A 14,348-nucleotide genomic window follows, 5' to 3' on the forward strand; every position below is an offset into this window, starting at 1 on the left:
AATCACAAAGCCAAAACATAGAACTGCTCTAAGATTGTTCAGCTAATAGTCAATAAATAACACTGTCCTGCGTCACTAATAGAGTACGTGGTAACCCTTATTTTCATTAACTCAATAGCCGTGTTCCCCTATTTATAAGAAATCAACCTACCACTAGAATTCATTAAGTAAAAATAATCAGTTTATTCATTAGCTTGAACAGACTCTATAAAAGACTCTAAAACCTTAATAAAATCAAATTTACCATTCGCAAAAGGATGATTACAATGCAATCAACAAAAAAAATTACAACGCAAAAGTTTGCACTCAAAACTTTAGCAAGTTCAGTACTGCTTGCCATGTACTCAATGAATGTACAAGCCGCTCCAAAAACCTGTGCCGCTGGGGTTAATTGTGTTTTGGCTGACAATGACGCTGCAACCATTAATTCAGGCGATTCAGTTCTTAATGTCGATGGATGGGCGGGAAGCCCCGACCCAAGTAATATTAGCGTGACTAATAACGGTACAGTTCAGTCAATTTTGCCAGGAAATGGTGATGATTTTGTGATTAACAATTTTGGGACGATTAATAACGCTAGTGGTTCTGGGATTCATGCTTATGGAACCACTAATTTAGAGATTGTTAATAACGCTAGCTCAACGATACAAGGTACTTCCAGAGCAATATTGGTTGACGATGATGGAACGCCTTTCTCTGTTGACGGAATAATAAATAGTGGCGCTATTAAAGCGAGCAATGGTATAGCGATTCATTTGGCTGGTAACAGCAGCACCTCAGCAACAACTAACAGTACTGTGACGACATTGCAAAATAACAATAATGCCGCTATTCAAGCTACAAATAATTCAGCAGTTGTGGTTGACCATACTGACATTACCAATTTTCTAAACGATGGCATGATTCGCTCAACTAGCTCTCAAGCCGCAATTGAAATTGGTGGTGGCTCAACCATCACCACGTTTACCAACCAGGGTAACGGTCAAATCTGGGGTAACGGTGATGGACAAGCAATATATCTGGTAGGCGGTGCGTCAATTAATGGTTTAACGAATAATGGCAACATCTTCAACGATAGCATTAACGATGCAACGATTCATGTTGCGGGCGGCACTATAACTGGGTATCTAGTTAATAGCGGGCTGATTGATAATTCGGGAACCGGTCGTGCACTTTATTTGGGGCCAAATACTGGTAATGGTACCACCGTTATAGAGAATGGACCAAATGGGACTATCAGCACAGCAGGTAATACAGCTGTTGAGTTTACTACGGCTGCAAATATCGCTGAGTTTATTAACGCAGGTGAAATTGTTGGTAATTTAGTTTCAGCAAATGGTGCATTAGGCCAAGTAACAATTGACGGTAACAATACTGCTGTTTTTGATGGTCAATTCCAAGTTGGTGATGCAGATGTTGCTTTTGATAGCGGTGCTACATATACCCCGCTTGCTAACCAGCAAATACATGCGGCAAACGTCATTCTTAATGGCGGTACGCTGGTATTAAACCCTAATGCGGCCTCTGCAACTGGGGGCACTGTAAGTGCCAACCCTAATACTAATCCACAGTTTTTCAGCGATTTCACTGGTAGCGGTGGTGATATTGATGTTGTTATTGTTAATGATAGTACCTATGGCAAGCTTTATGTTGATGGAGATGTTGATTTAAATAACACCACCATGAATATTGATGTTCAGCAGAGTGGTCTTTTATCGAACGGTAATGTGTTTCAAGACGTAATCTCTACTGGAAGCACAACCGCAATTAACTACGGTACTTTTGCCATTACAGATAACTCTGCGTCATATGATTTTAATACGGTTAGAAATGCGAGCGACCTTGACCTTGAGTTAACAACAGGTGCGGGTGAGTCCTCTGGTACAACTAACACTGGTAACACGGGTGGTTCAACTACGGGTAACCTTGTTACCGCCGTGACAAATACTGGCTCAACTACTGCACAAGGTATTGCTCCTATTTTGCAAGGCTTGCAGAATGATTTTGCTAATAACGGTACCACAGGTAATGCGCAGCTTGATCAGGCAGTAGGTTTAAGTGGCCTAGGGCAGTATTCTACTGAACAACAGCTTGCTAATGCAGTTGAATCATTGGCTCCAGCATCTAACAATGCGGGTCAGCAAGCTGTTTTTGGTGCTTCACAAGCTATGACAATTATTGGTGAGCGTAGTGACTATCTGCAAAGTTTGACTAGCCGAGGAATGAATGGTGGAGACACTCTAAGTGATAAAAACTTCTGGATTCAACCATTTGGCAACTGGGCAGAGCAAAACAAACAAGATGGTGTGGCAGGTTATGAAGTCGATTCAAAAGGTATTGTCATCGGTATAGATGGTCAACTATCGCCATCAACAGAAGTTGGTGTTGCACTATCGACCGCAAATAGTGATGTAACAAGCAAACAATCAATCGGTGGTTACTCTACTGATGTGGGCTCTTATCAACTATCGGTTTATGGTACAAAAAATCTATCTAACACGCTAACCGCAAACGCTAGCCTAACCATAGGCAAGTCTGATTACGATACTAAAAGAACACTTTTTAACAACAGTATTGCTTCTTCATCTTATGGCAGCACACACACTCATGTTAATGCCGAATTAGAAAAGCACTTCGCTTTGAACGATAAGTTAGATTTTGCAGCCACCGCTAATGTGGATTATCATAAAGTAGATGTAGACAGTTACTCTGAAAAAGGTGCTGGTGCATTAAACTTAGATGTAAAAAATCAAACCTACGATAGCTTAGTAACGAGCATTGGGGCTAAATTATCATACGCTACTTCTGACAATATGATGATATTTGGTAGTGCTGCGATTGGTCATGACTTTTCGACAGACAAAGCATCTGTTACCTCATCATTACAAGGTACAGGGGCAACCTTCACTACCGATGGAATTAAACCGAGCGAACGTGTTTACCAAGCTGGTTTTGGAGCAAAATACAATAGCGAAAGTGGTACAGAATTATCTGCTAAATACAACCTTAATAGTCGTGACAACTATTTAGACCAAACAGTATCTGCAAATATTAGAATACCGTTCTAAGCAATCAAATAAAAAGGCTAACCAACTGGTTAGCCTTTTTAACTTTTCTAAATAATTATGTTCTAATAGTTATGTTCTTCAGAGCCATTCTATCACTCTAATAAACCCACCCACTCATTCCACAAATCACTTCGCAAGCGATACTCAAATCGAATCGTTTTTTACTTAAACCTAAAAAAACTACCTGCCCTGGCATGCCCTGTGACCAACTCAACTTTTTGAGCATAGGGTAAATTAATTGCTATTCTGAAAAGCCAACCACAAACGCCAAAGATTCCCCTTGGAATAGATTGTGCAAAGTTCTTAGTGTAGTGAACGGTTAAAAACTCCAGCTGTTAGAGCAAAACTTGTTTTGCGAGTTCTGGAGTTTGAGTGAACAAGTTTAGAACTTGCCAATATATGGAGCGGGGTGCCCTTTTTCTGGTTACTCTTTTTAGGCAAGTAAAAAGAGTAACGGGAAGCTCAGAAGATAAATTTAGAGATGTATAAATATCAAAAAGGGCTTCTCAACAGCTTAGAAAAGCTTTCAACTTTCAAACGTAGCCAGTACTCACAATTTTTCGACCAAAGGAAATACCAGGCCTAGTAGAAGCTAGATTTTCTGAAAATAGGTAAAACCTACTTTTCAACCACAATACGCACAAACCGTCCGTCTCGCTGCGGGGTGTTTTCTATTAGCTTGAAACCTAGTGATTTGAGCATAAAAATAATATCATCGGCGTGGTATCGGTTGTGTTCTAGAAAGTGTTCAAACACGCCTTCAATTTCTTCGCGTTGCACTTCACTATTAAACAACTCGTCATTTGGGTATTTGTGGTTTAAATAATCTGCTAACGGCTGGCGAACTAAATCGATAATACAAAAACGGCTTCCTGGTTTTAGCCATTCATTTTAGCGGTGGCCATCTTATGCAAAGCTCTATCCGTTGTGGGTTAATTTAAGGCCGATAATACCCACGAAGATCAGACCCAAATTGATAAGTTTTGGCATGTCAGCAGACTCACCGAATAAAAGTATTCCCATAATCGCTGTGCCAAGGGCTCCAATGCCTACCCAGATTGCATAAGCGGTACCAACTGGCAAACTTTTTAAAGCTAAACCAAGTAATAGAAAACTGGTAAGCAATGCAAAGACGGTTCCAAGAGTCGGCCAGAGTTTAGTAAACCCTTCTGTGTATTTCAAACCAATGGCCCAGCTAATTTCTAAAAGACCGGCAATAAATAAAAAAATCCAACTCATCAAAAATACCTCACGAATCAATATAAGGAGAGCTTTGCATCCATATCGTGCAAAGTTCTCGTAAGAACGATTTGTCAAAAGGGTACTCATAAAAAGTCAGTGTATCTGAGCCTATTTTTGTAAAAAAACCAAACATAACGACTGACCCATAACGACTCATTTAGAACCCTCTTCAAGACGCTCTCTACATAGGTTTTTTATACTACCATTAAAAAATAATTAATAACAAGAAACTTTTATCTTTAAATCTGTTTTAAATCATTCAACACTTATGACCAAAATGGCCAGGCCTGGTAGATTTTAAAAACGTAACACTACCCTTTTATTCCTGATGTTTAGTTGAGATGCCTTTTTTGATATTTATAAAATTATTAGTATAAACTTTTCAGCTATTAAAGTTTTTGTTAGAGTGGTAATCTTACTTATTTAGAAATCTAAAAACATGAACAATCATAAGCAACTAGATGAACATGGGCAACCAATCATTAAAGGGTATAACTCAAAGCGAAATGCCATCAAAGCCTTTGAGAATTTACTTGGTATCGTTTCAGGAATACAAGGTGATGTAAATTTAACTAAGGAAGAGTTAGTTTTTTTACAATCCTGGTTAATAGAACAAGATTATTTAGTCAATGACCCTGATGTCGTAGACCTTTTAGATGCTATAAATGACGTTTTAGCTGATGGTATCCTTACTCAACCTGAAAAAGACGATATAAGTTGCTTACTATCTGACTTCTTAGAATTCAGAGATGACTATAATTATTTAGAACAAGATATCCAACAGTCAATCAAACGTGCAACAGGCGTCTTTGCAGGACTATCTTCAGATGACAAACTTTCTGATGAAGAAGTTATTTACTTAAAAAACTTTTTAGATACCCATCATTCCGCCAGAAAACATTGGCCTTTAAGTTCTGTAGCTCGACTTGTTGACGAAGCACTAGCTGATGGCGTCTTATCAGGAAATGAAAAGGAAGCTATATTAATGATGTTGTACGATGCTGTTGGAGGCTCTTTTTCTAGTGATGGTGCAGCATCAGGAAAATCTACAAGTTTGCCTTTAGACTTCATTGATTCTATAGACGGTGAAGGTAAAACTTTTTGTTTTACTGGAGCTTTAATTTCTGGAACACGTAAAGAATGTTCTTCAAAAGTTATCAAAGCAGGCGGTTTTGTTTCTAATGGAATAACAAAAAATCTTAATTATTTAGTTTTAGGTCCAATAGCAAGTAGAGATTGGTTTAATACTTCTTATGGTCGTAAAATAGAGAAAGCTGTGAAGTACAGAGATGAAGAAGGTTTAGAAATAAAAATAATTTCTGAATCTACTTGGCTTGAGATTTTTAACTAACTGAATAAACCCCTTATATTTTATGTGACTGTTGAGAAGCCTATACAAATTCTTCTATATCTTTAATTTCAACGATTAGGCTTCCCCTTACTTTCTTTGCTTGTCCAAAGAAAGTAAGCAAAGAAAAGACCCCCTGCTGACACAATCTATTTCACTAAGCTTGTCTGCTGAGATTTCCATAACTCGTTCCGCAAGCTCCACTCAAACAATGGAAATCTTTAACCGCATCCTACGCTAAATGAAATTACGATTGCTTACAAAAGGGAGGTTTTACTACGTTATTTCTGTATTTCTAACTTCAAATATATCGGGCTGTGATTTTTACCAGGCCTGCTAAAACGAATTAAAAAATTACTTCTCAACCACAATACGCACAAACCGCCCGTCGCGTTGTGGGGTGTTTTCTATTAGTTTGAAACCTAATGATTTGAGCATAAAAATAATATCATCTGCATGATAACGATTGTGTTCTAAAAAGTGTTCAAATACGTCTTCAATTTCATCGCGTGCTACTTCACTATTAAACAACTCGCCATTTGGGTATTTATGGGTTAAATAGTCCTCTAACGGCTGGCGAACTAAATCGATAATGCAAAAACGACCGCCTGGTTTTAACCATTTATGAATCGCTTTAAACATATTAATAGGTTGCGGCAATTCATGTACCAACATATTGGCCATTACTGCGGCCGCTTTGCCATCACCGATATTTGCAGTCGGTTGATTTAAGTCATCTTTAAGCATACGAGCATTGTCTGGCAAACTGACTTGAGCGGTTAACATATATTCTGCCGCATCAATCCCTACTGCGGTGTTATCTGGATAACGAATTGCCAAGTCTTCCACAAACTGTCCAATTCCAGCGCCTAAATCTAGCAATACATCGCCTTTAGCAATGGATGGTCCCATTTGTGCGTTCCAGAACTCCCAAAAATCAACGCCGTGACGTCTTTCATAACTTTGGGTAATCATTTTACGAGCGTGTTCTGAATCACCACCATGATGACGTAAGATTTGTGCTTGGGTTTTTTCCATTGTTTTCTCTCTTTTTCTTTTTTTAATATCCGATTGACCACGAAGTCACGAAGGCACGAAGTTTTTTTAAAGATAAAACATTCCCAATAGTCATATCCAAAAACTAGGCGATAGAACCATCTCCCAAATTCTTCTTTATTTTTTCTTCGTGCCTTCGTGTCTTCTCGGCTTTGCAGCCGAGTGCTTTGTTTCGTGGTTAAACGAATTACAATTTAGTTCAATTCATGCCAAATATCTAAGTAACTAAAATACAGCACCCATTTTTGTGGGCGATTTTCTATTTGTTTAAACAAGTCGCCATAGCGTGCGAGTTGCGGTTGGTATTTTTCGGTTTGATGTTTTAAAAATTGCTCGGTATTCTCATCTTCACTCACACTGGTTTTGTAGTCTACAATCCAGCGTACACCTTTGTCATCAACAAAGGTTCTATCAACAATATGGTTGGCTGTAATACCCTCTTCTATTGAAGTAAGCGGATATTCTGTTGCCGATTCTGCATGCTGATTATTTAGCGCCCAAATCAATTTAGGATTTTGTAAACCATTTAAAACAGATTGCTTAACACGACGAATGGCCTCGGGTAAATCCACTTCTGGTAAACCTTGTTGTTGTAGCCACAGTTCATACATGGGTAAGCGTTCTTCTAACGTTTGCGTATTGTACCGTTCACAACCCTCATCGACCATTTGTTCAAAAATGGCGTGTACCAAGTTACCTACGGTGGTATTTAATAGCGCGTTTTGTTGGCTAAATACCAGGCCTGGTAAATTTGAATTTTCTTCATTCAAATCGGTTTCTTGAGAGCCTGCCTTAGTGTTTTGTGTGCTTGTTTTGCCTTTATCTAAAGCAAAAAATTCACTTACCATTTGCGGCGTAAAACTTGCAAAACCTTGTCGTTCTATCGGTAATCGACTGACTTTTGGCCAACTTTCTTCTACTTCTGATTCCGCGTTTTCTATCGGTTCATAATTATCCGCAAGTTCTATAAACGGCTTATCAACAAATGGCCATAAACTCTGCAATAAACTGTCTTTGCTTGGCGTAATATTAATTTCGTCACCCGCCAATTGTTTTTCACTCGGTTGATATTTTACTTGCCCAAAAAGATGTAACTTTTGTTTGGCTCGTGTGGCGGCCACATAAAGTAATCGCCCTAATTCATAACCCTGTTTTTCTGATTCAAAAGTTTTTAATAAATTACGTAAACCAGAATTGGCTTGGCCTTTTTGGTCAATGGGCGCAATCACCAACTGCTCTTCACCCGCATCACTTAAAAATTGAAACCATGAAACTAAAGCGGCATCGTCACTGCGTGGTTTTTTACCCAGGCCTGGTAAAATCACCGTATCAAACTCTAACCCTTTTGATTTATGCATGGTCATCAGTTCAATGCTTTGGCTTTGTGGTGAGCTGTCTGGGCGGGCAAAGAGTTTTTCAACTTGTTGTTCAAGTTGTTGTAAGTCAATAATTGGACTATCGCTATTGGCCAAAGTTTGGCAAAACACATCAACGTTTTCTAAAGCGACGGCATTTTCTACCGTTTGTGCGCCATCTAATTGCAACCAGGTTTCACGCACTAAGGTGGCAAAAGGCAAGCTGCCAAAGCGTTTTAAAGCATTTTCTAATACTGGAATCGTTTGTTTTAAACGTGTTTTTGCAACCTCTGACAACTGTGGAAACATATCAAAACACCAGGCCTGGTAATTTTCAGAATTTGAATTTGAGTCTAATTTGTCACACCGACCACGTTCAATCGCCGACCAAGCTGTTTGGTATGGTTTATCCCCAATTAAAGTATAAATATCGGTTAAATTTAAACCCATTAACGGAGAACGTAATAAGGCAATCCAAGCGGCTCTGTCGGCCAAATGTAATAAAGCACGACTTAGCGCTAATACATCTTGCACCTCTTGGCGATCGGCCAGGTTTTCTAGGTCTACCGCTCTAAAACCAATTTGGTTCTGTTTAAGCAGTTGAGCAATGCCCATTAAACTTGAACGAGAACGGCCTAAAATGGCAATTTTATGTTTTTTACGAAAGCTTTCTCGCTCTGTAATATCCAGTTTATTTTCCGCTTCAGCAAACTCATTTAAGCGATTTTGAATAACCTCTAAAACCTGTTGAGCTTCTTCTTGCGGCGATTGATTAAGCGCCCAATGCGGGTTAACTGCAGGTGAATCATCTGTTGGAATGTCTGTTGAAGCGGCAATAGAATCGGAGTAAGTTACCGCGCCTTTTTCAATGGCATTGGCTTTAGGTAAAACCTGTTTAAACGCTTGGTTTACCCAATTAACCACTCCGGCCGATGAACGGAAATTAACCTGTAAATTAAGTTGTTTTAAAGTGACATTACCAATGGTGCCTTGCCAGGCTTTTAAGAAATTACCCACTTCGGCTTCACGAAAACGGTAGATAGATTGCATGGGATCTCCCACCAAAAACAGAGTACGGCCATCATCAACTTGCCAACCCGCAATCAGTTGTTTAAGCAGTTTAAACTGTTCGCTACTGGTGTCTTGAAACTCATCAACCAATAGATGTTGAATTTGATAATCCAGTTGTTGCGCTAAATCGGTTGGCTCAAGTTCACTACCTAAAGCTTGGCTTGCAGCTTGTGCAATCTCAATATAATCAGCTTGTCCGCTCTGTTGAAAAACCAATTTTAAAAACGCGGTACTTATGGTTAATAACTGAATTAACCACTGTAAATCTTGCCATTGTTCGTCGTTATAATCGGGATTTGGCAGGTTTTTTAAATTTACCAGGCCTGGTAAAACGTTGGCATCATTTGCAGCGGCAACTCTAAGTTTTTCAAGAATCTCTAAAAAGCGATCTTTATTCTCTTTAGCCTCGCCTTTACCTGTAGGAAAACCATTATTTTTGGTAACACTTTTGCGAATAGAACCATCTTTAGTAAGTAACCAATCGGCTAACACACGCCATTTTTCTATCTCAGAACTGTCTTCCGCTATTGGCCATGCGCCACATAAAACACTTAATTGAGGTTGATCATTTTGTACTGCGTAATCGGCTATTTGGCAGACTTCTTCAAAGAGTGGCTTTAAGTAATATAAAACCTCAAACTGCTCTGCCAATAATTTACTGACAATCTCTTCAATCGCGGCTTCCAAAACTTCTCGAGCTTCATCACCTTGATATTTTATTAAGGTACGCATCCATTGATCACGCTTGGCAAGCATGCTCATTAATAAGTTTTCGGCTCGGCTAAATCGACCATTAACCAAACGTAATAATCGCCCAACGGGTTCTTCTAGTTGTGGCATTTTTAACACTTGGCGAACCGCATCTTGATAAGCTGGTGTAGCATCTTGCAAGAGTTGTGATTGGCCACCCATTTTAGAAAGCAAAGGCATTTGACCAACTAAATAGCTGTTTAAACCATCAATGGTTTTTATGCGTAAACGGTTGGGATTATCTAATAAAGACCATTGTTTTTCGGCATCTCTTTGCAGGGCTTTTTGCACGAGTTGCCAGGTGTTTTTTTCTACAATATTCGCATCAGTTGGTAATGGCTGTTTGCCAAACATTAAGGCTTCAATAATACGCTCACGCATCTCTGCGGCGGCCTTTTTGGTAAAGGTCATGGCAACAATTTTTTCGGGCGTGTCTACTTGCGATAATAACGCCAAAAACCGTTGCGCTAATAAAGAGGTTTTACCCGAACCGGCTGGCGCTTGTACAATATAAGAGTAATGTGGATGAATACCTTTAAAACGCGCTTCACCATCACTCAAGTGGCTGTCTAACTCAAGATTAAACTCATTTTTTAGCCACGCTATTGGGTTTATGTTTTGTTCATAATTTGAATTTTGCAGGCCTGGTAAAACTGTGTTTTCGGTTATTTCAGGCGTTTCAGGCGTTACATCCGTGCCAAATAAGTCATTTTGTTGCATTATTCAGCCCCTCCATCAAAATCGTCCTGCATTAACTCAAGGTCTTGCCGTTGTTGCATAACTTCTGGCATTCTTAATGCCAATTTTCCTGCGGCGTATTCAATATCTTGCGGTTTATTAAAGGTCATTTGTGCTTGGCCTTGCTGTATTTGTTGAGCGAGTTCTAAAACTTGTTGTTTTAGGTGGTCTAAAAAGTCTGGCCAGGTGGTTTCAAAATAGTCGCCCCCCTCTTTTTCTGCCATTTTGCTAAACACTTGAATACTGCGGTATTTAGAAATAAGCACGGCTTCTTCTTCCACCACTGCATTGATTTTTACGCCGTCATCCGAGTGCAATAAAGCATAGCCAATGCCGCCAATATCTTTTGTTATTGCCAATAAATAGACCGCCAATTGTGGCGCTTCTAACGGTGTGGTTAATAAACTATTAATACTGGCTTTACCCGTTTTATAGTCCAGAACTACAGCTTGACCATCGACTTGGTCAACACGGTCAATAATAATTTTAAATTGAATACCCGCTAGAGTAATTAGGTGTTCTTGTTCAGTTTCAATGACCTCAAACGTATTACGTTTTGATTCAAGCTCTAGCCATTGCAAACACAACTCTAAAACGCGAGATTGCTCTACTTCTAAAATGCCTTTTGATAAGCTGTCTTGCACCGTTTCAAACGCGGTTGTTATATGGTTTGTTAAGCGTTCTGTTAATTGCTCGGGGCTTAAATTTAGCATAGCCACTTGGGTTTTGGTTTCTTGCCAAAAGTCTTCTAACACCTTGTGAATTAAGGTTCCTTGATTGGTGTTTTGCAAGCTGTCTTCAACCTGTTGCAAACCATATTTTGCGCCCAACCTATAATCCACATACGCCATTAACGGGCACTTGCTTTGTGCTTGTAAAATGCCTGTGCCGCCAGGAGCAAGACTGCCTTCTGCAATTTCTGCACCTTGGGCATCTAACTCCCATAACAAACCATTATTTTTATCACGCAAAGCCAACATGGTTTCTGCCAGTGTTTGGTAGGGTTTTGGTTGATAAAATAGCACGCTTTCATTGCCCTTTTCTGCTTTTGGCAAAATAGAACTTGGCAGCATAATGGCATCACCCATTTGCTGTGGATAACTCCAAATAACTTTTGGGGATGAATTGGCTAAACGCTGGCTAATTTTTTGTGCATATATCAATTCACGATTGGCATCACTTCTTGGCAAACCGTATTGACGCTGCAAAGGCATAGGAATAAACGGATTTGGATTAGGCATTCTTGGCCAAGCTTCATTGGTTAAACCCATTATCCATAGGCCATCAAAATTTTGCCCACCGGCTTCTAACATACCCATAACTTGAATCGGTTGATGCCCCACACTTTGAGACTGATGTACTTGTTCAGTTAAAAAACGTTTAAGTAAACTGAGCCATTTTGAATAGCTTTGTTTACCCCCAATTTCAGTTAATTTAGCAAACTGCGTTACGCTGTTTTCAAAAGCGGTTTTTTGCTGATATTCATCAGAATTTAAGGTGCGGTTTCCTGGCCAACCCACGGTTTCTAAAATTTGCCAGGCCTGGTCTATAAAGGTTTTAAGGTTTACGCTGTTTTCAATGTCTAATGATTTAAGTTCTAACCCTTTTTGCATGGCGGTTTTTAACGTTTTAGGCAAACTTTTAGCGGCATCAATTTCAATTAATTTTGGCCATTGAATATTAGCCCATTGTAAACGTCTAAATTGGGCATCGGCCTGCTGTCTTTGGGCAAAATCGCCAAGCGTATAAGCCGATATTAACCATTGGCTCCAAGTTTGATAAGGCACGCTTTTAGTCGGTTGCATAAATAAACTTAACGTTTGCCAGGCGTTTTCAATCAGTGGTACTAAAAACAGCGGTTCACCCAGTGATAAGTTATACAGTTTAGACTTTATTGGCAAACCATTCTCTTGGGTTAAATTATGCTGTGTTTGCAGTTTACCCAGGCCTTGTAAAAACAGCTGTTCATCTAAACAAGGGATTAATGTCGATTTATATTCACTGATATTGGGCGCCACAATCGCCACTTTAATCTGCTCAAAAGGTTTGCTTTTTAACTGCTCTGCCACTTCATTAATAGCCCATAAAACGGCTTGTTCAACCTCGTCAAACGTATCTTTTGCGGCATAAAAACTTATGTAATTTTGATTTGATATCTCAGGGTTTGGGTTTTCGACCGTAATATCGCAACCTTTCTCTTGCAAGATTGCTTGCCATTTTTGGATATTGGGCGAGAGATCATCAAACCCGTGTAATTTACATTGCTTTGGTAATCGTTTTTGACTCACTTTAGCGCTGCTCAGCCAAGCTAATCGTTGTTGAGCAAGCAAAACATCATCTTGCCAATTTTTATTTTTAAGGTGTTGTAAATAACGAGCTAATACGGTTTTAAAGAGTTCACTCTCTTCTGATAAAAACGCTTGTTCAAGCCAGTCTTCTGGTAACCATTCGGCAGAAAATTGCCAGGCCTGGTATAACTGCTTTGCGGTAGTATGCACATTTAATAAAGCGATGGGTTTTAAGCCGCTGTGTTCTTGTTCTGTACTAGACGTGTTTCGGCTGTCTAACTCTTCTTGCAATAAACGTTCCCATAACCATTGGGCTTCAAAACTATTTAAGACTTTTTTAGGCAATTCATTAACTATTAATTCGCCCGTTAATAACGCCGCTGTTTGCCACTCTTGCCACCATTGTGCCAAAGTCATTGCCTTAGGTGTTTGCACTACTTTTTGTTTAGCCGTAAGAACCGCTTGTTGTTTAATTTCTGCGGTTAAACGGCTATTGGCGGTAATGTGTAGGGTTTGCATGGCTTTACTCATTGGTCGGTAATATGTTTCAAATAGGATTGTTTTATCGCTGTAAAAACGCAATCCATTGTCGGCCTTGTTGTTTTAATATTTGTTTGGCTTGTTGGGTTTTTGGGTAATGTTGTTCAACTAAATTCCAAAAGTCTCGCGAATGGTTGGCGTGCACTAAATGTGCTAATTCATGCACCACCACATAATCAATTACCCATTCAGGGGCTTGTAATAGTCGCCAATTAAACTGAATGCGACCATCTGAATAACAACTGCCCCAGCGAGATTTATACCCTTTAACCGTTAAAGATTGATAATTCACATCCATTATTTGGGCATAAAAATCGAGTTTAGGTAAGAGGTATTCATAGGCTCTTTCTTTAAAAACTCTTTCTATGGTTTGGCAACAAAGTGACTCTTTAAGGCTGTTGCTTACCGTATCACAAAACGAGATATTGGCTAGATGACTTATATGACAAAATTGAAGTTGAATAGGATTTTTTTTCGATAAATGCACATTGTTTTCTGAAAGCGAGCTCCAGGCACATACATAATTTTGACCAAAAAAACTAAACGATTCGCCGTGTTTGCCTGTAAATTCAGGTGCGGTATATTCTGATAAAACTTCTATACGGCGTAATATCCATTGCTGATTAGCTTTTAAAAGTCGGCTAAGTTGTTTGGCTTTTATGGCTTTGGGCACTTCTAAAACAATTTGGCCTTTTTGTTGTTTAAGTGCAATGGATTTTCTTCTTGCCGAAAGCACAATGGGCAGACTGTAATCACCAAACTGATATTCTGATGGTAGCTCAGGCAATAACGAATTTTTAAGAGACTGAAGTTCAAACATCTAATTTGCTCATTTTTATTTGTGCCGTCCGAACAGTGAATTCGTTTTGTGCAAGTGTCTCTAATGAATCAC

Annotated in this window: 8 protein-coding genes; 2 read left to right on the forward strand and 6 right to left on the reverse strand. The window is 39.2% G+C overall.

The genetic code is table 11. From position 1 onward, the window contains the following. Positions 1-266: 266 nt before the first annotated feature. Complete coding sequence (locus ACYQ0E_RS09500; protein ID WP_460187989.1) at positions 267-3,068, forward strand: autotransporter outer membrane beta-barrel domain-containing protein; 2,802 nt, start codon at positions 267-269, stop codon at positions 3,066-3,068. A 618-nt stretch (positions 3,069-3,686) separates the two neighbouring features. Here the strand turns inward: ACYQ0E_RS09500 and ACYQ0E_RS09505 are convergent. Next, on the reverse strand, positions 3,687-3,848 hold the full coding sequence (locus ACYQ0E_RS09505) for a hypothetical protein (RefSeq protein ID WP_460187990.1): 162 nt from the start codon (positions 3,846-3,848) through the stop codon (positions 3,687-3,689). Positions 3,849-3,986: 138 nt separating this feature from the next. Continuing rightward, positions 3,987-4,307 (reverse strand): quaternary ammonium compound efflux SMR transporter SugE, encoded by a 321-nt coding sequence (gene sugE / locus ACYQ0E_RS09510; protein ID WP_460187991.1) that lies wholly within the window; start codon positions 4,305-4,307, stop codon positions 3,987-3,989. A gap of 442 nt (positions 4,308-4,749) precedes the next feature. Between sugE and ACYQ0E_RS09515 the strand changes: the two genes are divergently transcribed. Further along, complete coding sequence (locus ACYQ0E_RS09515; RefSeq protein ID WP_460187992.1) at positions 4,750-5,661, forward strand: BRCT domain-containing protein; 912 nt, start codon at positions 4,750-4,752, stop codon at positions 5,659-5,661. 351 nt (positions 5,662-6,012) lie between these two features. On the opposite strand, the gene ACYQ0E_RS09520 is transcribed toward ACYQ0E_RS09515, so the two are convergent. The 4 genes from ACYQ0E_RS09520 to ACYQ0E_RS09535 all read right to left on the reverse strand — a co-directional run bounded on the left by ACYQ0E_RS09520 (position 6,013) and on the right by ACYQ0E_RS09535 (position 14,276). Beyond that, positions 6,013-6,696: a class I SAM-dependent methyltransferase gene (locus ACYQ0E_RS09520; protein ID WP_460187993.1), complete on the reverse strand. Its 684-nt coding sequence runs from the start codon at positions 6,694-6,696 to the stop codon at positions 6,013-6,015. A 212-nt stretch (positions 6,697-6,908) separates the two neighbouring features. After that, positions 6,909-10,610: a UvrD-helicase domain-containing protein gene (locus tag ACYQ0E_RS09525; RefSeq protein WP_460187994.1), complete on the reverse strand. Its 3,702-nt coding sequence runs from the start codon at positions 10,608-10,610 to the stop codon at positions 6,909-6,911. Next, entirely contained in the window at positions 10,610-13,498 is a 2,889-nt protein-coding gene (locus ACYQ0E_RS09530; RefSeq protein WP_460187995.1) for a PD-(D/E)XK nuclease family protein, read from the reverse strand. Before ACYQ0E_RS09530 ends, ACYQ0E_RS09525 begins: the two co-directional genes overlap by 1 nt. Then, positions 13,479-14,276 carry a M48 family metallopeptidase gene (locus tag ACYQ0E_RS09535; protein WP_460187996.1) on the reverse strand — a complete coding sequence of 266 codons (798 nt, stop codon included), beginning with the start codon at positions 14,274-14,276 and terminating at the stop codon, positions 13,479-13,481. Before ACYQ0E_RS09535 ends, ACYQ0E_RS09530 begins: the two co-directional genes overlap by 20 nt. Between the last annotated feature and the right edge of the window lie 72 nt (positions 14,277-14,348).

Source organism: Thiomicrorhabdus hydrogeniphila (assembly GCF_054656895.1).

Bases quoted from the DNA above. Each gene is read 5' to 3' on its own strand.
- ACYQ0E_RS09500 (WP_460187989.1), top strand. From the start codon at position 267: ATGCAATCAACAAAAAAAATTACAACGCAAAAGTTTGCACTCAAAACT.
- sugE (WP_460187991.1), bottom strand. From the start codon at position 4,307: ATGAGTTGGATTTTTTTATTTATTGCCGGTCTTTTAGAAATTAGCTGG.
- ACYQ0E_RS09515 (WP_460187992.1), top strand. From the start codon at position 4,750: ATGAACAATCATAAGCAACTAGATGAACATGGGCAACCAATCATTAAA.
- ACYQ0E_RS09520 (WP_460187993.1), bottom strand. From the start codon at position 6,696: ATGGAAAAAACCCAAGCACAAATCTTACGTCATCATGGTGGTGATTCA.
- ACYQ0E_RS09525 (WP_460187994.1), bottom strand. From the start codon at position 10,610: ATGCAACAAAATGACTTATTTGGCACGGATGTAACGCCTGAAACGCCT.
- ACYQ0E_RS09535 (WP_460187996.1), bottom strand. From the start codon at position 14,276: ATGTTTGAACTTCAGTCTCTTAAAAATTCGTTATTGCCTGAGCTACCA.